Genomic DNA, 23,664 nt, shown 5'->3' with positions numbered 1-23,664 from the left:
AATCCCGGGCAGCCGGGACTACCCGATCATGAACTCTCACGTCTCGCTGGCGCGCCGGTTGCTCCCGCTGCACGTCTCGGTCTTCCTGGCCGGGTTCGGACTCTGGGTGCCCGTGGAGAAGCTGTTCCTCGGCGAACTCGGCTTCCAGCCGTTCACGATCGGCGTCATGGCGGCGACCTATGCGGCCGTGGTGCCGGTGGTAGAGGTCCCGTCCGGCATCCTCGCCGACCGCTGGAGCCGGCGCGGGGTCATGATCATCGGCACTGTCGCGCTGATGATCAGTGTCCTGCTGGGAGGCATGAGCACCGGCGTCGGCGGCTACCTCGTCTGCGTCGCCGTGCTCGGCGTCTACTTCGCGCTGACGTCCGGGACGGTGGACGCGATGGTGTACGACACGGTGGTCGAGCACACCGGCAGTGGGGCGGCGTTCGCCCGGCGGATCGGGCGGATCCGGCTGATCGAGAGCGTGGCCCTGGTCGGCAGCGGACTGGCCGGGGGCTGGCTCGCCGCCGTCACCTCCGCCCGGCTGACGTACCTGATCACGGTGCCGATCGTCGCGTTGTCGGTGATCGCCCTGCTCCGGTTCCGCGAACCGCCGCGACTGTCCGGGGAGCGCCGGGAGTCGCTGCGGCAGCAGGTGTCCGCGACGTTCTCGACCATGATCGGCTCCGCGGCCGTACGCCGGGCGGCCGCGCTCTCCGTCCTCAGCGCCGTGCTGTTGAACACCCTGTACGAGTTCGGACCGCTCTGGCTGGTGGCCCTGTCGGCGGCGACGGTGATCTTCGGCCCGGCCTGGGCCGGACTGATGGCGACGATCGGGATCGGCGGTCTGATCGCCGACCGGGTGCGGCTCGAGCGGACCGTCCCGTACCTGATCACCGCCGGAGTGGCACTGCTGGCGACCATGATCATGATCATGGGCCGGGACATCCTGCTGGTGACGGTGGCCCAGATCGCACTGGCCCTGGTGATCATGGTGATCAGCCTGCGGGCGACGACGCTGCTGCACGATGCGGTGCCGTCGTCGGTGCGGGCGGGCGTCGCGTCCGGCGTCAGCTCGCTGTCCTGGCTGGCCTTCCTGCCGTTCTCCCTGTTGTTCGGCCTGATCAACCAGGTCGCCGGTGTCTTCGCGGCCGGCTGGCTCGTCGCCCTTGTCGTCGCGGCCGCGCTGATCGTGGTGTCCCGGTGCGTCCTGCTCCACCGGACGGATCGGGAGTCCTGCAACGCTCCCGTGGCGGTCGCGCGCCAGTAGAGTCTCGACCATGTCCCTGCTCACCGAACGTCATTCCGCCGCGCCCTATCGCGGCCTCGCCGTCGCCGCCGGCGTGCCTGCCGGTGATCTTGATCGGGTGATCGGGCTGCTGCCGCTGATGGCGACCGGCTTCGAGGCGTGCCGCCATGATCTTGTCTGGGCGCTCGCCTGCCTCTGCCCGCCCGGGGTCGATCTGGCGGCGGTCGGGCCTGAGCTGGACCGGCTCGGGTGGACGGAGGCCGAACAGGCCGAACTCCGTGCCGGGCTGGGCCGGCTGCTGACTGATCCGCGTCATCCGGAGGAGTGGGTGGCCCACGACACTGTCGCCGCGGCACGGGGTTTGACCGGCACGCGGTGGATCACGCCGATGGGCGTCCGGACGCAGGGCGAGTTGGAGCCGCTCGAAGGGCCCGTGCCCGGACTGCACCCGGGCCGGGTGGGGCTGCTCGCCGAACTCGTCGACCGTGCGCTCACGTACCGTCAAGATCATCCGGGACCGCTGCGGATCGCGGTGGACGGTGGCACCGGTGCCGGCAAGTCGACCCTCGCGGACGAGCTCGCCGACGAGTTCCGGCGGCGAGGGATCTGGGCGGTCCGGGCCTGCGCCGACTTCTTCAAGGTGCCCTACGAACTGCGCCAGGCTCAGGGAGTCGAGAGCATGTTCGACCGGCCGGCGCTGCGCCGCGAACTGCTGGAGCCCCTGCTGCCCGGCGGTGATCGCCTCGTCCGAACGGCCTCCTGGGACGGCTGGACCCGGCGCGATCTGCTGGACCGCCCGCGGCTCGCCGTACCCGAGGACGGCGTCGCCGTGGTCGACGGAGTCATGATCACCACGGCGCCGGAACTGCGGGACCTCTGGACGCTGCGGATCTGGGTCAGCGCGAGCACGGACACCCGGCGCGAGCGGATGGTGGTCCGGGACGCCCTGTGGTCCGACGATCCGTCGCCGGAGGCGCTGCGGAAGCGGTTCGACCAGCGCTACAAGCCGGACGAGGAGAAGTACCGGGTCGAGAGCGGCGTCGAAACGATCGTGGATGCCGTCGTGGACAACGACGATCCCGAACGGCCGGTGCTGCTGCGCTGAGTCAGGGTGCCGAGGTTCTCCCGAGCTTGATCAGCGTTTCCTCATCCGCGAACCGGAACAGGGTCTGGGCCGGTCGGAGCGGCCGAGGCTCGGTGATCAACGCGTGCCGCGTCACCCCGAACGGGTCCTCCGGGTCCGACCAGCGAGCCTCGAACCCGTACCGCTGGAAGGCCTGCTCGGCCACCGGGTACAGCCCGGGCGCCGTGCGATGCGCAGTCCAGATCACCTGGGCCCCGGGTCCACAGAGCTGGGGCAACCCGGCGACCAGCCGGTCGACGTCGGCGTCCGTCAGGCTGCCGAAGACACCGCACAGCAGGACGATCCCGGCCGGTGCCGCTCCGAGGTAGGGATCCGTCGAGCCGGCATCCCCCTGCGCCACCTCGACCCCGTCGAGCCCCGCCTCCGCCACCCTGGCCCGAGCCGCAGCCACATTCCGCTCGTCCGCCTCGACGAGCCGAGCCCGTACCTCCGAACGCCTTGGCGACTCGGCCAGCGCAGCCACCACATCATGCCCCTGACCAGCGCAAACACTGATGATCATCACCGGTCCCGGCGGCGCTTCTGCGATCGCCTGAGTCAGCTGATCTCGTACCAGAGCGAGGCGGTCCAGCAGCCCGCCGCCAGGACTGTAACCGTCATGCCACCGATGCCAATCCATCCCCGAAGTCTAGGCAACACCTTCGCCTATAATCACACACGTGTTCGAATCGTCGAATGATTTCGCCGAGCAGGGCAGTGCTCGATATAGTGTCCAACCGTGCACCGACCCGGACCCCCGGGCCGACCAGCACAGGCCGCCTTAGCTCAGTTGGCAGAGCGATTCACTCGTAATGAATAGGTCTGGGGTTCGACTCCCCAAGGCGGCTCCATCCCTCCATTTCCCCCTAGCAGACGCCAGCCGTTGGATGGCCAAGCGGTCGGCCGCTCTCCTATCGTCATGGCATGCGGATCGACCGACCTTCCGGCCGGCCAGAAGACCGTCGCGAGGGTGACAGCCCGAGCGTGCCCGAGCAGCCGGCCCAGGAGACCCAGCCCCGAACCTGGGAGCGAAGGGACGACAACGGACGGAACGCCGCCGAGTACAAAAGGGTGGAATCAGGAGAGTCAGCGAGGGAAGCAGCGGCAGAGGAGCGGCGTCGGCGAGACCCCAGCATGCGGGACTCCAACGGCATGACAGCTGCCGAGCTTCGATTCCTACGGAACAAGCGAATCGACGAAGCTGAGGCCAGGGTTTCCGAGGCTGACGGACCTGTCATCGATCCGGCTTCCCGGAGGTCGGTCGTCACCGATGCCCAGGGGCGTACCGGCGCCGAGATCCGATTCCAGCAGGCGAAGCGGGCCGAGGAAGCTACAAAGGCCAGGACTCCTGAGGCAGCCGCCGCGAACACTGAGCCCGAGCCTGTCAGCGAGGGCGACGGTAAGAAGTCGGAGGATCGGCCGGAGGCGATCCGCGCGGCACATGACCAGCCCAAGGAGTACGCCGAACAACGTGCCGCCGAACTCCAGGCGCTCCTTCCGGAGGCGCGACGCGGACGCATCACGATGGGGGTCGGCGTCGGCACGGACATGGGCGGCGGCACCCGAGTGGTGATCGGCACGAGCGAGGACAACGGCTACCTGCGCAAGCCGCTCCAACTCGCCGCAGGAGAAGAGATCGCCGAGGCCGTGGCCATGCTGAGACGTCGATCCTTGACCACATGGATGCCAGAGACATCCGCCCATCGCACATCGCGGCGGGCCGCCCCATCTGTCCACCCTGCGCCGATAGGGTTGCCGCCGCCGGCGCTGAGCCTGCAAGCCCGCTGAAGAACGTGAAGGAGGACCAATGACGACGCGACTCGACAGTGTCGAGGTGAGCTTGGCCGCTCGGATTCGCGCGGCGTCGCCGGAACGACAGCGCGCCGCCGTGGCCGCTGCGGCGATGTTCGTCATCGACGCAACTGGAGTCTCGGACGACAGCGTTACTGAAGCCCTCAACGCCTTGCAGTCGGGCGCGGCGGATGCCGATAGGCAACGGCTGCTAGATCAACTCGCAGAGCGTCTGGACGACGAGGCCTTCGACCTGCAAGACGCGGGCCGCAACGAGGAGTACTCGACCCGCTTCGCCCAGGCACGAGCCGTGTCGGCGCTGTCCTACGCATTCGACCCCGACGCAGAGACCGCAGCCCTGGACGGAATCTACGAGGCGCGGGCCACAGCGCCCGACGGTCAGCGAGACGGGATCATCGCGGCCGCGACGGAGCAGCTCGGGTAAACACCGAGGAGCCTCCGCCAACAGGTCCGGGGTCGACCCTCCAAGGCGACTACGTGCTCGAATCCCTTGTATCAATACGTCTGTATCAATACGTCTAGGTCAGATCGGGATGCGGTTGCGCCAGCGGAGGTCGGCGACCACGGCTCGATGGTCGGAGGGGTGGATTCCGTCCACGGGGTCGCCGACGATCCGGACGCCTTCCACGATCACGTCCTGATCCTCGTGACCCGGACGGTAGAAGATGTGGTCGATCCGCTGGTCGATCAGCTGCGGGCCGGCTTCGAGCGGGGCGGACGGGTGGCTCGAGGGGAGGGTGATCGCCTCAGGATCACCGCCGCCGGCGACCCAGGCGTCGACCAGGACGTCGCCGACGTAGCGCAGGGTCGGGGAATCGGCCGCGGCGTTGAGGTCGCCGAGCAGGAGAACCGGGCAGGGGCCGTCGCAAGAGGGGTCGGTGGCCAGGTCTGCGATCGCTCGGCCTTGCGCGATCCGGTCGTCGGTGTAGGCGACGCCGTAGTCGAGGCAGGTGGCGACGATCGGCAACGGGCCGGTGGGATGGTCCACCCGGACGATCAGGGACACCGGGTCCCAGGCGCGGTGCCGGGCGGGCAGGACGCTGACGCGGGTGTCGAGGATCGGCCACCGACTGAGGACGGCGAGGCCCAGGTCGACACCAACGTGATCTTGATCTTCCGGCTGCCGCGGCGGCAGCGGATAGGACGGGGAGGCGAAACGGGCCTGGTCTCCGAGCGCCGCGGCCAGTTCCTCGGCCTGGCTCGAACTGCCGTCGGCCCAGACCTCCTGCAGGGCGATGACGTCCGGATCGACCCGGCGCAGGGTCTCCAGGATCCCCGGCTGCCGGTCGCGCCAACGCGGACCGAACCGCCACCAGAGGTTCCAGGTCATCGCTCGCAGTGTGCTGTCCGTCATCCTTCCGATCCCTTCTCGGTCGACTCGGGCTCGACCTTCGAGTCAAGCACGGCCCGTCTCCCGACTCTGGCGGGTTTCGGTCATCGCGTTCTCGGCACCGTCAGTGAAAGGTAGACTGATTGGTCTACAGGTCGATGAGGAGAGGCAGGTACGGATCATGGCGACGATCGAGGACGTACGCGATCTTGGTTCGGAACTGGACCGCTCCTACCCGGTCTACGTACGCGGGCGCCTGAAGTTCCGGGTCAAGCAGATCGTCTACGTCGCGTTCTCCCTCGACGAGACCGTGATGGAGTTCGCCTTCCCGAAGGAGGAGCGCGCCGCTCTCGTCGCGGGCGAGCCGCACAAGTTCAGCCTCCCGTTGGAGCGCGACCTGCGGTTCAACTGGGTGCACGCCGAGCTCGCCGCACTGGACGCGACCGAGGCCCGCGAGCTTGTCGTGGACGCCTGGCGGATGGTGGTGCCGCAGAAGGTCGCCCGCGCCTACGATCTCACCCATCCCGACGGCCCGCGCTGATCGACCTTGATCATCTTTGATCCACCCCACCGCGAGCGCGCAACTTCTGCCACGATGCAAAACGTTGTTCGCAAGGGGTTCTCGGCAACAGGGTGCGTGCCTTAACGTTCAAACCGAGATACCTCCGTCGACCGGGGTTCGCGGACCGTGACACCCCGATGATCATCAGACGGGGGATGCGAGGTGTGCGGCGAACTGACGACGGCGTGAGGGGACTGCGATGGCGACAACCAGCAGACGTACGGCAATCGGCGTCGGGGCCTCCGCGGCGCTGGCCGGGCTGACCTGGGCGACCGGGTCCAGGGCAGGCGCCGAAACTGGAACCGGGCGGCGGCCCAACCTCCTGTTCATCCTGATCGACGACATGGGGTACGGAGACCTGTCGATCACCGGCAACCCGTTGGTACGGACTCCGAATCTGGACCGGCTGGGCGCCGAGGGCATGCTGATGACCCAGTTCTACGACGCCGCACCGATCTGCTCGCCGTCGCGGGCCGGGCTGCTGACCGGGCAGTACCCGGCCCGGAATCGGATCGTCACGTTCCTGGCCACGCGGGAACACAACGCGCAGGCCGGGCAGGCGGACTGGCTCGACGCCGCCGTGCCCACCCTGCCACGGACGCTGAAACACGCCGGATACGCGACCGGTCACTTCGGCAAGTGGCATCTCGGCGGCGGACGCGATGTCGGCGATGCGCCGTGGCCGGCCGCGTACGGCTTCGACGAGAGCTACACGCAGTTCGAAGGGCTCGGCCCGCGCGTGGTGCCCACCGACACCGATGCCGGGCTCGCGGCGGCGAGCATCGCGCTTGGCCAGGGTTCGATCGACCAGTTGCCCAAGTCAGCGATCACGGAACGCTTCGTCGACAAGGCGATCGACTTCGTCGAACGGCACCGCGACCGGCCGTGGTTCCTCCAGCTCTGGCCCGGCGACGTGCACTCGCAGTGGGTGCCGAGCGCCGAACAGCTGGAGCAGGTCGCCGGTCTGGGCCGAACCCCTGAGGAGGAACGGTTCCTGGCCGTCCTGGTCGCGCTGGACGCCGAGGTCGGACGGCTCACCAGCGCCTTGGATGATCTTGGTCTGCTGGACGACACCTTGATCGTCTGTACCTCGGACAATGGCCCGACCGCCGGCGCCCAACGGCCGGGTTCGGCCGGGCCGTACCGTGGCCGCAAGGGCAGCCTGTACGAGGGCGGGATCCGGCAGCCGCTGTTGATCCGCTGGCCCGGCCGCGTGCCGGCGGGCCGCGTGGATGACCGTACGGTCTGCCACGCCGTTGATCTTGCACCGACCCTCGCCGAGGCCGCCGGCCTGGGGCTGCCCGGCCGCCGCGACGGGATCAGCCTGTTGCCGGCGTGGCGGGGACAACCGATCACGGAGCGACCGGCCCTGTTCTGGACCTTCGGCGCCTTCCGCGCGCCCGAGCAGGTGCCGGCCAACGCAAGCCCGAGCTTCGCCATCCGGTCCGGACCTTGGAAGTTGCTCGCCGAGTCGGACGGACGCGACCCGGAGCTGTACGACCTGACGAGCGACCCGACCGAGGCGACGAACCTCGCCGACCGCGAGCCGCAGGTCACCCGCACCCTGGTCGAACGCCTGGAGGCCTGGCGCCGGCCACTTCCGATCAAGATCGCGCACTGACCGGCGCACCGCTCATGATCATCCGCCGTACCGCGAAGGAGCAGCCGCGATGACTCAGCAGACCGACCCGACCTTCTCCCGGCGCGCCCTGGTGGGCAGCGGACTCGCCCTGGCCTCCGGAGCCGCGGGCCTTTCCGTGGCAGCATCTCCGGGCGCCCGAGCGGAGGAGGCCACGGACCGCCCGAACATCATCGTGATCTTGGCCGACGACATGGGGTTCTCCGACATCGGCTGCTTCGGCAGCGAGATCCCGACCCCGAACCTCGACGCGCTGGCGGCCGGCGGGCTGCGATTCAGCCAGTTCTACAACTGTGCCCGTTGCAGCCCGTCGCGGGCCTCGCTGCTGACCGGACTGTACCCGCACCAGGCAGGCATGGGCGCCCTGGACAACATCGTCAAGCCGGACTCGCGCGGCACTTTCGGGCGGCTGCTCGACCGGTCGGTGACACTGGCCGAGGTGCTCGGCGCGGCCGGCTACCACACGTCGATGTCCGGCAAGTGGCACCTCGGCCTCGGCCACGGCACGCCGCCGTGGGAGCGCGGCTTCCAGCGCTCGTTCGTCCCCGTCGGCGGCACCTACTTCCGGGACCAGCCGAAAGGCGCCGTCCACATCGACGGCCGACCGGTCCCGCTGAACTCCGACGAGGTGGGCACCGGTTACTGGTACGGATCCGACCTCCTGGTCGACTGGTGCACGAAGTTCATCGACGAGGCGGCGCGCCAGGGCAGACCGTTCTTCCACTACCTGCCGTTCTGCGCACCGCACTTTCCCCTGATGGCGCCACCGGAGGACATCGCCCGGTTCAAGGGGCGCTACCTCGACGGTTGGGAGCCGCCCCGCAACGCGCGCTTCGCCCGTCAACGCGAACTCGGCATCGCCGGCCCGACCGAACGACTGTCGCCGGCACTGCGGTACGCCTACGACTGGGATCGGCTGACCGCCGAACACCGAGAACGATTCGACACCATGATGGCGGTCTACGCCGCCGCGATCTTCCGGCTGGACCGGGCGATCGGCAAGCTGATCAACCACCTCAAGATCACCGGAGCGTACGAGAACACGTTGATCTTGTTCGTCTCCGACAACGGTGGCAACGCGGAGGCCGGGCCCGACGGCAGGACCGGGACCGGCACGCCGGGCAGCGCCGCCTCAGATGTCTGGGTCGGCCTCAACTGGGCCACACTGCAGAACACCCCGTTCTCGTACTTCAAGCACTACACGTCCGAGGGCGGGATCGCGACGCCCTTGATCGCGCACTGGCCGCGCGGCATCGATCCCGCGGTCAACGGAACGATCAGCCGCGAGCCGGGTCACGTGATCGACCTGATGCCGACGTTGGCCGAACTCGGCGCGGCCGACTATCCGCGCGAGTTCAACGGCACCGCGATCCTGCCGGCCGAGGGCCGCTCGTTCGCGCCGGCCTTCGAAGGGCGGCCGTTGCGACGGGAGGCACCCCTGTTCTGGGAACACGAGGGGAACCGCGCCATCCGCGACGGCAACTGGAAACTCGTCGCCCGGTTCCAGGAACGCCCCGAGCTCTACCACCTCGGCACCGATCGCACGGAGACCACCGACCTCGCCGACGCCCACCCGGACAAGATCACCGAGCTCACGCGGCAGTACGAACAGTGGGCTCAGCGAACCTTCGTCGACCCATGGGACAAGAAGGTCCACGGTGGTGTGATCGAAGGATCCCTCGACTGAGTGATCATTCCGGGTCGGCGTTGGTGTAGACGAGGTGGAGGACGCCGGAGTCGAAGGGGTTCGAGGACAGCAGCTTCAGGGGTACGGTCTCGCCGTCGGTGAACAGCTTCTCGCCGTGGCCGACGACGATCGGGTGGACCAGTAGGTGCAGTTCGTCGACCAGGCCCTGCTCGACCAGCCAGCGGACCAGGCTCGCGCTGCCGGTGGTGCCGAGCTTCGTGGTCTCCTTGAGCCGCGTGAGTTCGGCGGCGATGTCGCCGTTGATCACGGTGGTGTTCTGCCAGGTCGGGTCGGTCAGGGTGTTCGACACGACGTACTTGCGGGCGTTGTTCATCAGGTCGGTGGTCGGGTCGCTCGGGTCGGCGTCGGGCCAGTATGCCGCGAATCCGTCGTAGGTCTTGCGGCCGATCAGCGTGGCCTCGGCCTCGCCCATCAGCCGGCCGACGACCTCGCCCATCTGATCATCGAAGTACGGGAAGTGCCACGACTCGGGCGCCTCGATGACGCCGTCGAGCGAGATGAACAGGCTGGCCTTGATGAATCCCATGGTCGTTCTCCTTGATCATCCGGGACGAGCCCGGCTTGGTGGGTTGTCATCCGTAGGTCGAACGACGATCGACCGGATCGACAACCGCTTCAGGAGATTTCCAGCCGGGTCGCGTTGATCAAGGAACGTACGGCTGCCGAGTCGCCCTCGACCGAGTCCGGGTCGAGCTCCGCACCGGCGATGATGCAGCCCTTCCAGGCCGCCGTGGTCGTACTCACCAACGCCGCCACCTCGCCAAGGTCGGGCGCCTTCGCGATCGTCGTACCCTCCGGCCCCACGACCGCCCGGTACGTCACCGGCTCCGAGCCCTCGATCCGCGAGTCGGTGAGGCGCAGGCCGACCGCGACGGGACGGCGGCGAGTCGGGCTGGGCCGGGCGTGCGCGCGCATGGCCAGCACCACGGTGTCGGGGCTCATGTCGGCCTGTAACGGCAGCGACGGCGACTCCACGGCCCAGTTCGACAGCGCCGCATTGACCGCCTCGAGCTTCCGGCCCCAGGCGGTGAGGTCGTACACCATCACCCGGGCCGGCTCCGGCAGCCGGCTCCGCACCACGATCCCCACCTCTTCCAGGTGGTGCAACCGTTGCGTCAGGGCGGTCGGGCCGATGCCGACCACGTCGCGTTGCAGGTCGCCGAACCGCTTCGGTCCGAGCAGCAGCTCACGCACGATGAGCAGCGCCCACCGCTCGCCGATCAGGTCCAAGGCGTGCGCCGAGGCGCAGCCGTCACTGTACGAAGCGTACGACCTTCGGGATGCCATGATCGACATCCTACTACTTGACAGATAGTGTCGACTACAGTTTTAGTAGTTGCATGATCAAGCTTCGACCGGCGACCGCCTGGCCCCTCGTCCATGCCGAACGCCGCGCCCTGGCCGCCGACCTGGCCAAGGTGCGACCGGAGCAGTGGGATACGCCGTCCCTCTGCGCGGCGTGGACCGTGCACGACGCGCTGGCTCACCTGGTCGACTCGGCGCGGACGACCCGACTCGGCTTCGTCCGCCGGATGATCGCGGCGCGCGGTGACTTCGATCGCGACAACGCGACCGGCCTGGCTCGGGAGAAGCGCGCCGACCCCGCCGAGACCCTGGCCGCGTTCCGGGCCGTCGAACGACTCACCTCGACACCGCCCGCCGACCTGGCGACCCGCTTCGTCGAGGCGTACGTGCACGGCGAGGACATCCGCCGGCCGCTGGGGATCCGGGCCGACTACCCGATCGAGGGCGTGGTCGCAGCCCTGGAGTATCAGCTGCGCACCGGCGCGGCGATGGGCGGCAGCAAGGAGCTCGCCCACGGGGTACGGCTCGTCGGCACCGACGCCGGGCAGGCCTGGGGCAGCGGGCCCGAGATCCACGGCTCCGTGATCGATCTGCTGCTGGTGATCACCGGGCGGCCGGTGCCGGCGGATCGTTTCGCCGGCGAGGGCGTACCGAAGTTGATCAAGGATGCCGCGGACCGGACCTGACCGCCGCGGGGTCCGCTCAGCCGTCCTTGCGGGTGAGGACCAGGTGGATGATGCCGGTCGGCGAGGTGACGGATTCGATGTTGTAAAGCTTCTCGGCGCCCTCGAGCCCGTCCCACAGACGCTTACCCCGGCCGAGGAAGATCGGCACCACGGCGACCGTCATGACGTCGATCAGCCCGGCAGCCAGGAAATCGCGGATCACGGTGGGTCCGCCGCCGATCCGTACGTCCTTGTCCCCGGCGGCCTCACGGGCGACCTCCAGGGCCTTCTCCGGCGTGGCGTCGAGGAAGTTGAAGGTGGTGCCGCCCTCCATCTCGATCGGCGGCCGGGGATGGTGGGTGAGCACGAAGACAGGCGTGTGGAACGGCGGATTCGGGCCCCAGGCACCCTTCCAGTCCGGATCGTCCTCCCAGCCGGGGTGGCCCCACTTCCCGGCTCCCATGATCTCGGCGCCGATCGGCTTACCGGTCTCGAGAGCGAAGAGGTTGTCGATGCCGCGGCTGCCACTGGTCTGCTGCCAGGACTCGGTGTCGAAGCGCCACTGATGCAGGCGGTCGCCGGCATGGCCGAAGTGAAGGTCCTTGCTCTGACCGTCACCGGTCCCGAAACCGTCGAGTGAGATGCAGAAGGCCTGGACTCGGACGAGCGACATGGCTGGCTCCTCAGTGCTGTCGATGATCAAGAGCGCTGACCTCGTTGTCAGGTGGGCAGGGCGCCGACCCGGCCATGATCATTAGCGTGCCCCCGCATCAGTCATCCGTCCAATGTCAAATGTCATACCGGGACATAGATATCGTCGATACATGTTGGACGTCACCCGACTCCGAGTCCTCGACGCCGTGGCTCGACTCGGCTCGGTCACCGCCGCGGCCAGAGCATTGCACTACTCACAGCCGACGGTCAGCCACCACCTCGCACGGCTCGAGGCCGAGACCGGAGCGCAACTGCTCCAACGCGCCGGCCGACGGGTCCGACTCACCCCCGCCGGAGAACTCCTCGCGACCCGAGCAGCCGAGATCATCGGCAGGATCGACGCCGCCGACAGCGAACTGGCAGCCCACGTGGGCCTCACCAACGGCCGCGTCCGCGTCGCCGGCTTCTCCTCCGTGATCGGCTCCCTGATCCCCCGCGCCACAGCAATCCTGGCCGCTCGCCACCCCGGCCTGCAGCTCAGCCTGACCAACACCCAGCCACCGGAAGCGATCGCCCTGCTCCGAGCGGGCAAGATCGATGTCGCGATCATCTTCCGCTACGGCGACACCGACCCCGAACCCCGCGACATCCGACTCCACCACCTGCTCGACGATCCCCTGTACGTCCTGTCCACACAACCCGACCAGCCCCTCGCAGCCCTGCGCGACGCCACCTGGATCGCCGGCTGCGACCGCTGCCGCGCCCACCTGGTCGCCCTGTGCGCCGACGCCGGCTTCGAGCCCACCATCGGCTACACCTCCGACAACGTCGTCGTCATGCAAGCCCTCGTCGCCGCCGGCCTCGGCGTCACCACCAGCCCAGGACTGGCCCTACGCGCCCACCGCATCGAAGGCATCCACGCAACCGAGATCCCCGGCGCCGGCCAACACATCTACGCAGCCACCTACGGCGATCCACCCGACCCACCGGCCACCGCCGCCCTCCTGACCGCACTCGCCGAAGCAGCCCCGACGGCCGACGAGCCACCACCCGTTCGCACCATGAGCACCTTGTGACGGCCCGCGACGTCACAAGATCATCATCCTGGGCTCAGGGCAGCCGTCAGGCGCGGGCGAGCGGCGGGTGCTCGAGCACGCGTGGCCGATACTCGACCAGCTGAATGCCGCCGTCGAACGTACGGTGATCGATCATCTCGAGGGCAACATCCGGGTAGCCGTCGTAGATCCGTTCCTCGCCGGTGGCCCCGGTGATCACCGGGAACATCCCGACCCGGAAGCGGTCGACCAGACCGGCCTTCAGCAGGGACCGGCAGAGACTGAGGCTGCCGATCGTACTGAGGAGCCCGGTCTGGTTCTCCTTCATGGCGCGGACCGCTGCGACGGCGTCGCCGCGGACGAGTGTCGCGTTGGCCCAGGTCAGCGGCTCCTCGAGCGAGGAGGAGAACACCACCTTGGATGCCCGGGTGAGTTCGTCGACGGACTCCTCTTCCTCCGGCCTGAACTCGTCCTGGCCGCTCGGGACGTCCCCGGCCGCGAAGCCCGACATCAAGCGGTACGTTTTCGCGCCCATCAGGTACGTGGCCTCGGGTTGCTCGCCGAGCCAGGCGAGATACTCGGGTCCCTCGAGACCCCAGAACCCCGGCCAGCCCTCGCCGGAGGCGTAGCCGTCAAGAGACGTGATGAAGTCGACCAGAAGCTCTGCCATGGCGGTGTCCTTTCCTCGGGTGCCCTCGGCTTGGACCAGCCGAAGGCCGCGAACTCATCGGGTCAGCGGGCAAGGAGGAGGGCCGTCCGTCGCGACGATCAACGACGGACGCGGTAGCGGAGGTGGGTGGCCTCCGGGGTGTCGATCACCCGCACGACGTCCAGTTCGATCCGACTCGGCAGGACGTCGAACAGGCGCAGCCCGCCGCCGAACAGCACCGGCACCAGGTGGAGCTGCAGCTCGTCGAGCAGGCCCGCCTCGAGCGCCCGCTGCGCAATGACGGCGCCGTGCATCAGGACGTCACGTCCGCCGGCGGCTTCCTTGGCCTGGGACACTGCGGCTTCGAGGTCGGTCACGTACCGCACCAACGGGAACTTCGCCACCAACGGATCCGGCGGCCGGCGGCTGACGACGAAGATCGGCACCCCGTCGTGGTTGTCCCCATTCCAGTGATTGACCTGTTCGGCGGTCCGCCGGCCCGAGATCATCGCACCGGTGCGATCACCTTCCTCGCCGAGTTCGGTCGCGACGCCGGGTTTCCGTTGCCAGTCCTTCGTCCAGATCCAGTCGTGCAGTCGGTCGAACCCGTCGCCGCCGGGGTTGCCCGGATGATCATGGGGTCCGGCGATGTAGCCGTCCAACGACATCGACATGTACAGCACGGTGGACGCCATCAGTTCTCCTTCACTTCGGGGCCGGTCTCGACCCATCCCTCACAACCTAGGAGCGCGCCGCGGCCCGCCCGCAGGAACGCCCTGTCATGCAGATCTGTGCAGAACACACCCGACCGGACGACGATCAGGCCACGATGATCAAGGACGTCCTGACAGGTGTCATCGTCATCGGTGACCGAGAGTCGCTGCCGCTGCGGACTGAGTTGATCAAGGATCAGAGTACGGGGCGAGCGGGCGCCCTGTCACTCAAGATCAACGACTGAAAGGACTTCACGTGCCTACATCCCGGCGACTCGGGCTCGGCCTCCACGTTCTTGCGGCGGCGTTCCTGGCGCTGTTCCTCCTGGCGGCCGGCTCCGGCGTGAGCGCTGCGCAGCCGAGAGTTCCGTACCCCGAGCCACTGGCTTCGACGCTGGACTATCCACCCGGAACGCCGGGACCGTTCAAGATCAGGAACGGATTCACCGGATACTGCCTGGACTCGTCCACCGACGGGAACTATCGCGTGTACCACGGTGAGTGCAACGACAGGGATGCGGGACAGAAGTGGGGCTGGTGGAACGGCGGCTGGTTGATCAATCTCGAGACCGGCTACTGCGTCTCGGAGCGGCGTCTCTCGGACGGGACGGCGATCCGGTTGGAGAGCTGCGAGCTGGAACGGTACGACTACTGGACCCACACGAATCTGGCGATCCAGAACAAGGCTCGCGGGACCTGTGTCACCAGCGGCCCCATCGGGTCCCAGATCCGGGCCGTGCCGTGCCTGACGTCGATCTACCAGACGTGGCGGGTGACGTACTGGTGAGCCACGGGCCGCGTGCGCTGACGACAGTGCACGCGGCCGTTCCACCCCGGAACAACGTGAATGCGTAATATGCATGAATCTCTGGACAATGCGTCACACGCATGCCAGGATCCCCGGTCATGGGCAACGATGCGACCATTCCCCTCAACCGCCGGCGTTTCGTCGCCCTTTCCGGAACGGGGCTCGCGGGCACCGTCGTGGGGACCGCGCTCCAGACGCAGACCGCGCAGGCCGCCTTCACGTCCGACCCGTTCAAGCTCGGATCGGCCAGCGGCGATCCGACGACGGACTCGGTCGTCCTGTGGACCCGCCTCGCCCCCAACCCGGCGGCTGCCGACGCCGGCATGGCCGGGCAGCCCAGCCAGATCAACGTCAGCTGGCGGCTGGCCGGGACGTACGAAGACGTACGCGACAACGTGAACACGCTCTACTCGGGTACGGCGATCGCCCGCTCGGACCAGCACTGGTCGGTCCACGTCGACGTCAAGACGGCTTCCGGCGGCGGGCCGCTGCAACCGGGAACCCAGTACTGGTACGTGTTCTCGATCCCCGACACGTCGTACCGCACCTGGATCGGCAGCACGCGGACCGCACCGTCGGCGACGGCCGACGTCCAGGTCAACTTCGCGGTCATGAGCTGTCAGAGCGCCGCCACGGACACGGCAGCGAACAACGGCACCAGCTACTGGCACGGCTACGAGCACCTGCAGGACAACCCGGTCGACTTCATGGTCCATCTCGGCGACTACATCTACCGCGAGGGACACGTCAACACCGTCCCCCCTCGCTACTGCGCCAGCCTGGCCGACTACCGGCAACGCTGGGGTTGGTATCTCACGCGCGACGCCCTGCAACGCTGCCGGCGCTCGTACCCCACCTACGCCGTGATCGATGATCATGAAGTCGCCAACGACTTCAACGGCGCGGAGATCCCGGACAACTACGGGACCGGCACAGCAGGCGACACCGCTCTGAATCAGCTGAACTGGGGACTCCAGGCGTACTGGGAGAACATGCCCGTCCGGGGGCCGGCACCGTCGGCACCCACCGGCAGCGACAAGAAGCGGCTGACCATCGAGAAGACCGTACGGTGGGGCAGCCACCTGAGCCTCGTCCTCTGGGACTGCCGCCAGGACCGCACCGACCCGGACGGGACCAGCCCGACCATGCTCGGAGCGGCCCAGGTGACCCGCACCCTGTCGACGATCCAGACCAGCAGCGCTTCCTGGACCGTGTTCGGTACGACCAGCCCGCTCAGCACCTACTGGGCCGCCATCGGCTCGGACGGCCAACCGGTACCGGCCGGCCGGGCCAACTGGAACGCGTATCCGGTCGAGCGGGAACGGATCACCGGGGCCCTCCGAGCCCGTCTTGATCAGCACGACGGTTTCAACCCGGTGATCATCAGCGGGGACGTGCACTGCCCGTTCGCCGCCAAGGTCGTCCAACGCACCGACCCCGCCGACCGCAGCTTCGTCGCCACCGAGTTCTGCGGCCCGTCCATGTCGAGCTACAGCGGCGTGAACTGGACCAGCCGCCTCAACGCCAATCCCGCGATCTTCGCCTGGATGGGCTTGCGCGACGACACCTCCGGACGCTCACCCCAGCCGCAACCGCTCAAGGGCTACCTCCGCTGCGCCGCCAACGGCTCGACGTTCTACTCGAACTACCTGGTGACCCACCAGACGAACGTCGCGACCGGGGCGGTCACCTCACAATGGCGGTCGCGGACGGCCGCCGGAACCATCGGAGCCGTCGCGTACTGACCCTCGGCCGGCCCGCCCCGGCATCACCCGACCAGGCTCTCCGCCACCGCGACCGCCTCCCGCAACGTATCGACCACCGGCACCCCCACCTGTTCGAGCCCGGCGCGGCTGTGCGAACCGCCGGTGTAGAGCACCGCCGACGCCCCCACGCTCCGCGCTGCCACGGCATCGTCGGTGGCGTCCCCGATCACGACGGTCCGCGAGGCCTCCACTCCGCTCAGCGCCTGGAGGTGCCGCACCATGTGCTCGGCCTTGCTGCCGCCGGACGGCCCGGTCCGCCCGTCCACCCGGAGGAAATGCGCCTCGATCCCGAAGCCCCGTACCAGCGGTACGAGCTCGTCGTGCCCGTACATGCTGAGCAGCGACTGGCTGCGACCCGCCGACCGCCACTGCGCGAGCAACTCCGCCGCGCCCTCGGCCAGCCCGCACCGCACCCGCTGCGCCGCGTAGTACCGATGGAACGTCTCGTCCATGACCACCCATTCGGCGTCGGTCGGCGGCCGCCCCATCAACCGCTCGTAGAACCTCGGCACCGGCACGCAGTACAGCTCCCGATACCGCTCCGGCGTGATCTGGTCCAGCCCCAGCTCGGCGAACGCCGCGTTCGTCGCCCCGATCACCGCATCGATGTCGTGGAACAGGGTCCCGTTCCAGTCCCAGACGATGTGCGGCCCCGCCTGCTTCCCCATGCCGCAGAACCGTACCCGCCCGTACCGACGATCTTGGAGGCTCCCGGCCCGGACCGCCGCGGATGACGCGGGTCGGCCTCAGCCGAAGCTCTCGCGGCGCGCGAACACCGGTGCGCGCATGAACCGGGGCGCAACTGCCGCATTCGGTGCAACCGCGTGGACCAGCCAGGGATGGATGAGAACCACGTCGCCGGGCTTACCGGTCAACTCGATCACCCGCAGGCCAACGCCGTCGACCTCGGTCTCGCGGTCCATAAACGATCGTCTGCGCTCCACGGCGTCGCCCGCCGAGGTCAACTCACGGAGATAGCGGCACTCCTGGTAGAGAAGGCTCGAACCCTTCAGCACCCTGCCCCGACCGTCGAGCACCCGGCCGCTGCCGTAGCGACCGGCGAGTCGATGCGACCCCGCCCATGACGAGCGTGCCGCCACCACCGGGCCCGACCTCGTTCATGTACGTTTCGAGCTTGGTCATGGCGCTCCCCTTCGGTCGTGAAGTAGGTGGGCCTTGCCCTTTCGGCTGCGATGCCGTTGCGCCCTACGACCGGGTGTGAACCCGCGTAACGGCGCGACCCTGCACCTGAAGCACGTGGACGAGCCGGTGTTCGCGGCCGGTGCCGCGGACCGGGAAGAGTTGATCATGGCGTTCGTCGAGACGCCGAACGTCCGCGACCTGTACGCGGAGTATCGGGCCGCCGATGTCGAGATCGTGCAGAAGCTGACCAAACAGGCGTGGGGCGGTACGGACTTCATCGTGCGAGACCCGGACGGGAACGCGATCGCCTTCGTGGGCTGAGAATCTTCCGGTCGTACGGCTTGACCTGGAGTGCACTCCAGGAGGCAGGGTCGGTGCTGGAGCACACAGAACGGCCGCGACGACGACGGTCGGGCTCTGCTGAGCGACGGCGATTCCTTTTACCGTACCGAACTCGACTGGAGAGATCATGATCAGCACCACCCCGACCCGTACCCTCGGAGCCCACGGACCTGAGGTGTCCGCGATGGGCATCGGCACCTGGGCGCTCGGCGGGCCGTTCACGTTCAACGGCCGCGACGCCGGCTGGGGCGAGGTCGACGACGCCGAGAGTGTCCGCGCCCTGCACGCCGCGATCGACGCCGGCGTCACCTTGATCGACAGCGCACCCACCTACGGCACCGGCCACTCCGAACGGATCATCGGCCAGGCCCTGGCGCAGTTGCCGAGTGCGGCCAGGGACAAGATCATCATCGCGACCAAGTTCGGCAACGTGTACGACGAGCAGAGCCGCAGCGGCGGCGGCAGCGATGTCAGCCCCACCGCCATCCGGGCCGAATGCGACGCGAGTCTCGGGCGGTTGGGCATCGACAGCATCGGCGTCTACCAGCTGCACAACGGCGCCGAGAGCCCGGCCCACGCCGAGGACGTCGTCGCCACCTGCGAGGAGCTGGTGACCGCCGGCAAGATCCGCGCCTTCGGCACCGCGCAGGATGCTCCGGAGATCGTCGAGGTGTTCGCCGGCTCGCCCCACTGCCACACCGTGCAGACCCAGATCAACGTCTTCGGCTGGACCGAAGCCACGCTGTCCGCCGCCCGCGGCGCCGGACTGGCGATGCTCGCGCGATCACCGCTGGCGATGGGGCTGCTCAGTGGCAAGTACGCCGCCGACCGCCGTCCCCAGCCGGGTGATGTCCGGCTGGACACGCCGTGGTGGGACTACTTCGACGCCGACACGATGCCCGCTTGGATCGACCGCCTGGCCACCGTACGTGAACTGCTCACCACCGACGGCCGGACCCTGGTCCAGGGAGCCCTCGGCTATCTGCTGGCCCTGGATTCCATGATCATCCCGCTGCCCGGCATCCGTACCGTGGCCCAAGCCGAGGAGAACACCGCCGTGCTCGACCTGGGCCCACTGCCGGAGCCGGAGGCGACCAAGATCACCGAGCTGCTGGCCGACTCGCCGGAACGCCGCTGACGGCGGCCCGATCTTGCCCGGCGAGCTCGGGGGTCGACGAGATGATCATCGTGAGGGATGCTGCGATCATGACCTTCCGACTCCCCCGCAGCCAGCCGTCCGACCAGCAGGTCAGTTCCGCCGGCGTGCAGGCCTTCCTCGATGCAGCGGAGGCGATCGCGGACCTCGAACTGCACAGCTTGATGATCGTGCGCCGTGGTTCCGTGGTCGCCGAGGGCTGGTGGGAGCCGTACAGCGCCGAGCGCGTCCACCTGCTCTATTCGTTGAGCAAGAGCTTCGCCTCGACCGCGGCCGGACTGGCCGCCGCCGAGGGACTGCTGGACCTCGACGATCCGCTGATCTCCCACTTCCCGGAGTTCGACGCGGAGATCACCGATCGACGGAGCCGAGCGATCTTGCTGCGGCACGTCGCCGCGATGGCCAGCGGGCACCGGCAGGAGATGATCGAGACGGCGCGTCAGGTCGATCCGGACGAGCCGATCCGTGGGTTCCTGCTCTCTCCGCCGGAGGAGGAGCCGGGCACCGTGTTCGCGTACAACCAACCGTGCACCTATTCGCTCGCCGCCGTGGTGCAGCGGAGGGCCGGGATGCGGCTGACCGAGTATCTGCGGCCGCGGCTGTTCGAGCCGCTCGGCATCGGTGAGGTCGGCTGGCTGAGCGATGACCAGGGCCGCGAGCTCGGCTTCAGCGGGCTGCACGCCCGGACCGAGGACATCGCCAAGCTCGGCCAGCTCTACCTCCAGGGCGGCGTCTGGCAGGGCCGGCCGTTGCTCCCGGCCGCGTGGGTACGGGAAGCGACGCGGGTTCAGGTCGCCACCGCACGGGAGCCCGCCGTCGACTGGCAGCAGGGGTACGGCTTCCAGTTCTGGCAGTCGCGGCACGGCTTTCGCGGCGACGGCGCGTACGGCCAGTTCTGTCTGGTGCTCCCCGAGCAGGAGGCGGTGGTGGCGATCACGTCCGCGACCCTCGACATGCAGGCTCTGCTCGACGCCGTCTGGACCCACCTGCTGCCGGCCTTCGGCTCGTCCGACGGCCCGGCCGCCGACGAACGGCTGGCGGAGCGACTGCGCGCGCTCGCACTGGCGCCGGCGGCCGCGTCGGCGACACCACCCGGCGGCATCGACCCGTGGACCGACAGTGTCTTCGCGGTGACGAATCCCGCCGAGGGTCCGTACGTGGCCGATGCGGTACGGCTGCTGAGCGGTGACGGCGAGCCACTGCTGGAACTGACCACCGCGGCGGGGACCCAGACCGCCCAGGTCGGCACCGGACGCTGGGCGGTGTCCGAACGACCGGCGCCGACGGCCTGCTCCGGCGGTTGGCTGGATGACCGGACCTTCCGGGCCGAGATGATCATGCTCGCCACACCGCATCGGCTCATGATCACCTGCCGCCTCGCCGAGGGGACGGCCGAGGTCGGCTGGCGGGAGCCTCCGTTGCACCGGCTTCCGCTGCCCGAGATGCGCAGCCCCTGGACCTGATTCCCGAGTGATCTTGCTGGGCTACCGCCCTGGTCCCCTCAGCAGGCGGGCCCGGCCCGCTTCGACGCCGGGAGGGAATCCCGTCACGTGGTAGTGCCGCACGTACCAAAGGCCGTGCAGGAGCCACAGCGCACGGTAGGTGCGGTCGTTCGGAGGTTCGAACACCGAGGGGTCGCCGTAACCGGACTGGATCCACTCGACCGGGAAACGCCGGCCTTCCCGGAAGTCCCACAGGGCGAAGTCGTTGGCGGCAGGTTCGGCCGAGACCACGCCGAAGTCGATGATCCCCGACAGCCTTCCCTCGTGCACCAGGACGTGTACGGCCAGGAGATCGTTGTGGCTCAGCGTCATCCGCGGCGGGGCTGCCCGGAACGCGTCGACGATCTCCCGGAGCCAGCCTCGGATCGTCGCCGTCTCGAAGCCGACGGAGCGGCCGGCTTCCTCGAACGCGTCCGCCTCGGAGTTCACGTGGGCCAGCCACTCCTCCACCGTCTCGTACCGGCCTGCCCCGGAGCCGTCGAGGCTGCCGAGGCCTCGCACCGGGATGGTGTGGAGCTGCTTCAACCATGCCCCGACCTCCTCCAGCACGCGGCGTACGTCGACGTCGCGGGGATCAAGATCAGCGAGGCGAGCACCCGGCAGCTTCTCCATCACCATGACGGAGCGCTGCTCGCTCCCGACCTGGACGCGACGGACGGCGTGAACCCGGGGCGCCCGGATGCCCCGCGCCGCGCATTCACCGAGAACCCACGCCTCCCGATCATGATCATCGGATCCCTGGTGCGCGATGCGGATGATCAAGGACGAGCCCTGGTCCACCGTGACGTCGTAGACCTCGTTCACCTCGCCGTCGACGATGCGGCGGCACTCCACAATCGGCGCGTCCGTCACCTCGCCGACCACAGCCGCCACAACGTCCAACGGCGTCGCCCACGCGCGGTGCAGCGCCGCGAGGTGCTGACTGCGGTCGACGTCGGACGGTGACCTGACTTCGCGCTCCGGCATCCCCCGACCGTAGGACAGATCATGAGCCCGAGCGACCGGCTTTCCGCGGAGCCGCCCGGCTCGACGATCAACCAAGGATCTTGATCAGTCGAATCCGGCCCTACAGCCAGCCGGGCAACTGCTCCGGGTCGAGCCCGCCGACCTCGACGGTGATCGTGCTGGTCCCGGATTCCAGCGGTACGGTCAGCGTGGCCGTCGTCGCGCCGACCAGCGCCGCGAACAACGTCTTGGGCTCGCGCAGCGCCAGCCGTTCCTCGGGCGTCTCGGGCCGCGACGCCTGGACCTTCTTCGGGGCACCGCCGTCGACCGACACGGTGGCGGTGCAGCCGGTCGGGCAGTCGACGGTGCCGTCGCTGAACTCGAGATAGGCGGTCTCGCCCCACGTCTCGTACTCCGCGAAGACCAGCCGGACTTTGCCGGTCGAGTCGGCGATCGTCGCGCTGCGGTAGCGGTCGCCGTCGTCCGCGGTCCCCTCCTGATAGTCCCAGCCCGTACCTCCGGCCGACTCCGACGGGCCGGACGACGGCGACGAGGACGCCGACGAGGACGGAGAGGGGGACGGCGGCTCCGTGCACAGGGCGGCCGTGTAGTCGGAGCAGGGCGCCGGGACCTTGGTGTCCTCCTGGGCGGGCAGCAGGCCGCAGCCGGTGCCGGTGATCGCCAGACCGATCAGGACCGACGCCGCGACGATCCGAACTGGTTTGATGATCATGGTGTGCCTCCCGGTCGCAGGTGGGGAACAGCGGTGCCGGCTCACGGTAACAACAGGCCGGATTACCTTCGCCACTTTCGCGTTCGTCCTGCGCAGACGGGGAATCGGGCCTACCGTGGACATCAACGGGCCGGCCCTCCCTGGGTACCCGCAGACTCAGCGTCGGGGGCCGGTCTCGCCGCCGCGATCAACCCGGCGGCGCATCAACCGGCGGGTGCGAAATCGCCGGACCGCCACGGCATCTCCTGCAACACCCAGGTGTTGCCGTCCGGATCGGCGAAGGGCACGAAGAGCATGCCGCCGGGGTGCTCGTCGACCTCCCCGAGCTCGACGCCTCGGGCAGCCAGTTCGGTCCGGGCCTTGCGCGCGTCGGCAACGACGAGGTGCAGCGCGCGGAGCGAACCCGGCACCTGGTCGGCAAGATCGGGAAGTCCCGAGCACAGGGTGATCGAGCAGGCGGAGCCCGGCGGGGTGAGTTGCACCACCCGGATCCCCGGCTTCGGTTCGACATCGACGTCGACGACGAACTCGAGCTTCTCGGTGTAGAACGCCTTCGCCCGGTCGATGTCGGCAACCGGAACCGGCACCAGTTCGAACTTCATCTCGATCATGATCGATCTCCCTCATGGTTGGTTGTCAGGTGAGACCGGCGCGGCGGACGGTACTCATCGGCCTTGCACCCGATGAGTTCTCGACGACCTGCCGGTCTACCCGGTCGGAAACAACACCCTTCGGAGGTTCACCATGACCAAGATCATCGCCCAGGCCTCGGTATCCCTGGACGGCTACATCGCCGGCCCCGCCAACTCCGGCTTCGACCGCC

Annotated in this window: 28 protein-coding genes and 1 tRNA gene; 16 read left to right on the top strand and 13 right to left on the bottom strand. The window is 68.7% G+C overall.

Going from position 1 to position 23,664, the window contains the following annotated elements; all coding sequences use genetic code 11:
- Positions 1 to 28: 28 nt before the first annotated feature.
- Both AC6CCG_RS00145 and AC6CCG_RS00140 read left to right on the top strand, forming a co-directional pair.
- Positions 29 to 1,252 (top strand): MFS transporter, encoded by a 1,224-nt coding sequence (locus AC6CCG_RS00145; RefSeq protein ID WP_496652399.1) that lies wholly within the window; start codon positions 29 to 31, stop codon positions 1,250 to 1,252.
- A 10-nt stretch (positions 1,253 to 1,262) separates the two neighbouring features.
- The gene (locus AC6CCG_RS00140; RefSeq protein ID WP_496652398.1) at positions 1,263 to 2,336 is read left to right on the top strand and encodes a nucleoside/nucleotide kinase family protein; all 1,074 of its coding nucleotides are present in this window, start codon (positions 1,263 to 1,265) and stop codon (positions 2,334 to 2,336) included.
- 1 nt (position 2,337) lies between these two features.
- Here AC6CCG_RS00140 and AC6CCG_RS00135 read toward each other — a convergent pair whose 3' ends face one another.
- Positions 2,338 to 2,994: a class I SAM-dependent methyltransferase family protein gene (locus AC6CCG_RS00135; RefSeq protein ID WP_496652397.1), complete on the bottom strand. Its 657-nt coding sequence runs from the start codon at positions 2,992 to 2,994 to the stop codon at positions 2,338 to 2,340.
- Positions 2,995 to 3,129: 135 nt separating this feature from the next.
- Here AC6CCG_RS00135 and AC6CCG_RS00130 point away from each other — a divergent pair.
- The 3 genes from AC6CCG_RS00130 (at position 3,130) to AC6CCG_RS00120 (ending at position 4,590) form a co-directional block, all read left to right on the top strand.
- Positions 3,130 to 3,205, top strand: a tRNA-Thr gene (locus tag AC6CCG_RS00130).
- A gap of 283 nt (positions 3,206 to 3,488) precedes the next feature.
- On the top strand, positions 3,489 to 4,142 hold the full coding sequence (locus tag AC6CCG_RS00125) for a hypothetical protein (RefSeq protein ID WP_496652396.1): 654 nt from the start codon (positions 3,489 to 3,491) through the stop codon (positions 4,140 to 4,142).
- A gap of 19 nt (positions 4,143 to 4,161) precedes the next feature.
- A complete protein-coding gene (locus AC6CCG_RS00120; RefSeq protein ID WP_496652395.1) occupies positions 4,162 to 4,590 on the top strand; it encodes a hypothetical protein in 429 nt (142 codons plus the stop codon).
- Between the two features lie 99 nt (positions 4,591 to 4,689).
- Here the strand turns inward: AC6CCG_RS00120 and AC6CCG_RS00115 are convergent, their stop codons facing one another.
- Positions 4,690 to 5,520, bottom strand: coding sequence for an endonuclease/exonuclease/phosphatase family protein (locus AC6CCG_RS00115; RefSeq protein WP_496652394.1), 831 nt, complete (start codon positions 5,518 to 5,520; stop codon positions 4,690 to 4,692).
- Positions 5,521 to 5,677: 157 nt separating this feature from the next.
- Between AC6CCG_RS00115 and AC6CCG_RS00110 the strand changes: the two genes are divergently transcribed.
- The 3 genes from AC6CCG_RS00110 to AC6CCG_RS00100 all read left to right on the top strand — a co-directional run bounded on the left by AC6CCG_RS00110 (position 5,678) and on the right by AC6CCG_RS00100 (position 9,384).
- On the top strand, positions 5,678 to 6,037 hold the full coding sequence (locus AC6CCG_RS00110) for an MmcQ/YjbR family DNA-binding protein (RefSeq protein ID WP_496652393.1): 360 nt from the start codon (positions 5,678 to 5,680) through the stop codon (positions 6,035 to 6,037).
- Positions 6,038 to 6,257: 220 nt separating this feature from the next.
- Positions 6,258 to 7,679 (top strand): sulfatase-like hydrolase/transferase, encoded by a 1,422-nt coding sequence (locus AC6CCG_RS00105; protein ID WP_496652392.1) that lies wholly within the window; start codon positions 6,258 to 6,260, stop codon positions 7,677 to 7,679.
- A gap of 49 nt (positions 7,680 to 7,728) precedes the next feature.
- Positions 7,729 to 9,384, top strand: a complete 1,656-nt coding sequence (locus AC6CCG_RS00100; RefSeq protein WP_496652391.1) for an arylsulfatase — start codon at positions 7,729 to 7,731, stop codon at positions 9,382 to 9,384.
- Positions 9,385 to 9,388: 4 nt separating this feature from the next.
- Here the strand turns inward: AC6CCG_RS00100 and AC6CCG_RS00095 are convergent, their stop codons facing one another.
- Positions 9,389 to 9,931: a dihydrofolate reductase family protein gene (locus AC6CCG_RS00095; protein ID WP_496652390.1), complete on the bottom strand. Its 543-nt coding sequence runs from the start codon at positions 9,929 to 9,931 to the stop codon at positions 9,389 to 9,391.
- A gap of 89 nt (positions 9,932 to 10,020) precedes the next feature.
- On the bottom strand, positions 10,021 to 10,692 hold the full coding sequence (locus AC6CCG_RS00090; protein WP_496652389.1) for a winged helix-turn-helix transcriptional regulator: 672 nt from the start codon (positions 10,690 to 10,692) through the stop codon (positions 10,021 to 10,023).
- Between the two features lie 53 nt (positions 10,693 to 10,745).
- Here AC6CCG_RS00090 and AC6CCG_RS00085 point away from each other — a divergent pair, with 53 nt between their 5' ends.
- The gene (locus tag AC6CCG_RS00085) at positions 10,746 to 11,396 is read left to right on the top strand and encodes a maleylpyruvate isomerase family mycothiol-dependent enzyme (RefSeq protein ID WP_496652388.1); all 651 of its coding nucleotides are present in this window, start codon (positions 10,746 to 10,748) and stop codon (positions 11,394 to 11,396) included.
- 16 nt (positions 11,397 to 11,412) lie between these two features.
- Here the strand turns inward: AC6CCG_RS00085 and AC6CCG_RS00080 are convergent, their stop codons facing one another.
- Positions 11,413 to 12,048, bottom strand: coding sequence for a dihydrofolate reductase family protein (locus AC6CCG_RS00080; RefSeq protein ID WP_496652387.1), 636 nt, complete (start codon positions 12,046 to 12,048; stop codon positions 11,413 to 11,415).
- Positions 12,049 to 12,199: 151 nt separating this feature from the next.
- Here AC6CCG_RS00080 and AC6CCG_RS00075 point away from each other — a divergent pair, with 151 nt between their 5' ends.
- Entirely contained in the window at positions 12,200 to 13,105 is a 906-nt protein-coding gene (locus AC6CCG_RS00075) for a LysR family transcriptional regulator (protein WP_496652386.1), read from the top strand.
- Positions 13,106 to 13,151: 46 nt separating this feature from the next.
- On the opposite strand, the gene AC6CCG_RS00070 is transcribed toward AC6CCG_RS00075, so the two are convergent.
- Positions 13,152 to 13,754 carry a dihydrofolate reductase family protein gene (locus AC6CCG_RS00070; protein ID WP_496652385.1) on the bottom strand — a complete coding sequence of 201 codons (603 nt, stop codon included), beginning with the start codon at positions 13,752 to 13,754 and terminating at the stop codon, positions 13,152 to 13,154.
- A gap of 98 nt (positions 13,755 to 13,852) precedes the next feature.
- Positions 13,853 to 14,428, bottom strand: coding sequence for a dihydrofolate reductase family protein (locus tag AC6CCG_RS00065; protein ID WP_496652384.1), 576 nt, complete (start codon positions 14,426 to 14,428; stop codon positions 13,853 to 13,855).
- 86 nt (positions 14,429 to 14,514) lie between these two features.
- Between AC6CCG_RS00065 and AC6CCG_RS00060 the strand changes: the two genes are divergently transcribed.
- The 3 genes from AC6CCG_RS00060 (at position 14,515) to AC6CCG_RS00050 (ending at position 16,999) form a co-directional block, all read left to right on the top strand.
- Positions 14,515 to 14,691, top strand: a complete 177-nt coding sequence (locus tag AC6CCG_RS00060; protein WP_496652383.1) for a hypothetical protein — start codon at positions 14,515 to 14,517, stop codon at positions 14,689 to 14,691.
- A gap of 11 nt (positions 14,692 to 14,702) precedes the next feature.
- Entirely contained in the window at positions 14,703 to 15,233 is a 531-nt protein-coding gene (locus tag AC6CCG_RS00055) for a ricin-type beta-trefoil lectin domain protein (protein WP_496652382.1), read from the top strand.
- A 119-nt stretch (positions 15,234 to 15,352) separates the two neighbouring features.
- The gene (locus tag AC6CCG_RS00050; RefSeq protein WP_496652381.1) at positions 15,353 to 16,999 is read left to right on the top strand and encodes an alkaline phosphatase D family protein; all 1,647 of its coding nucleotides are present in this window, start codon (positions 15,353 to 15,355) and stop codon (positions 16,997 to 16,999) included.
- Positions 17,000 to 17,022: 23 nt separating this feature from the next.
- Here AC6CCG_RS00050 and AC6CCG_RS00045 read toward each other — a convergent pair whose 3' ends face one another.
- Positions 17,023 to 17,688, bottom strand: coding sequence for an HAD family hydrolase (locus AC6CCG_RS00045; RefSeq protein WP_496652380.1), 666 nt, complete (start codon positions 17,686 to 17,688; stop codon positions 17,023 to 17,025).
- Between the two features lie 78 nt (positions 17,689 to 17,766).
- Positions 17,767 to 18,123, bottom strand: coding sequence for a hypothetical protein (locus AC6CCG_RS00040; protein WP_496652379.1), 357 nt, complete (start codon positions 18,121 to 18,123; stop codon positions 17,767 to 17,769).
- 115 nt (positions 18,124 to 18,238) lie between these two features.
- Between AC6CCG_RS00040 and AC6CCG_RS00035 the strand changes: the two genes are divergently transcribed.
- The 3 genes from AC6CCG_RS00035 (at position 18,239) to AC6CCG_RS00025 (ending at position 21,124) form a co-directional block, all read left to right on the top strand.
- On the top strand, positions 18,239 to 18,484 hold the full coding sequence (locus AC6CCG_RS00035) for a VOC family protein (protein WP_496652378.1): 246 nt from the start codon (positions 18,239 to 18,241) through the stop codon (positions 18,482 to 18,484).
- Between the two features lie 148 nt (positions 18,485 to 18,632).
- Entirely contained in the window at positions 18,633 to 19,643 is a 1,011-nt protein-coding gene (locus tag AC6CCG_RS00030) for an aldo/keto reductase (protein ID WP_496652377.1), read from the top strand.
- 68 nt (positions 19,644 to 19,711) lie between these two features.
- Complete coding sequence (locus tag AC6CCG_RS00025; protein ID WP_496652376.1) at positions 19,712 to 21,124, top strand: serine hydrolase domain-containing protein; 1,413 nt, start codon at positions 19,712 to 19,714, stop codon at positions 21,122 to 21,124.
- 21 nt (positions 21,125 to 21,145) lie between these two features.
- Here AC6CCG_RS00025 and AC6CCG_RS00020 read toward each other — a convergent pair whose 3' ends face one another.
- The 4 genes from AC6CCG_RS00020 to AC6CCG_RS00005 all read right to left on the bottom strand — a co-directional run.
- Positions 21,146 to 22,129 (bottom strand): phosphotransferase family protein, encoded by a 984-nt coding sequence (locus AC6CCG_RS00020; protein WP_496652375.1) that lies wholly within the window; start codon positions 22,127 to 22,129, stop codon positions 21,146 to 21,148.
- A gap of 100 nt (positions 22,130 to 22,229) precedes the next feature.
- Positions 22,230 to 22,841, bottom strand: coding sequence for a hypothetical protein (locus AC6CCG_RS00015; RefSeq protein WP_496652374.1), 612 nt, complete (start codon positions 22,839 to 22,841; stop codon positions 22,230 to 22,232).
- A gap of 203 nt (positions 22,842 to 23,044) precedes the next feature.
- A complete protein-coding gene (locus AC6CCG_RS00010; protein ID WP_496652373.1) occupies positions 23,045 to 23,452 on the bottom strand; it encodes a VOC family protein in 408 nt (135 codons plus the stop codon).
- A 25-nt stretch (positions 23,453 to 23,477) separates the two neighbouring features.
- Positions 23,478 to 23,664 (bottom strand): hypothetical protein (locus tag AC6CCG_RS00005; RefSeq protein ID WP_496652372.1); only part of this gene is annotated, 187 nt, incomplete at its 5' end.

It is taken from the genome of Microlunatus sp. YIM B11417 (assembly GCF_059617205.1).
The sequence above is the reverse complement of the archived record's forward strand: the minus strand, read 5'-3'. Positions and strand labels throughout refer to the sequence as shown.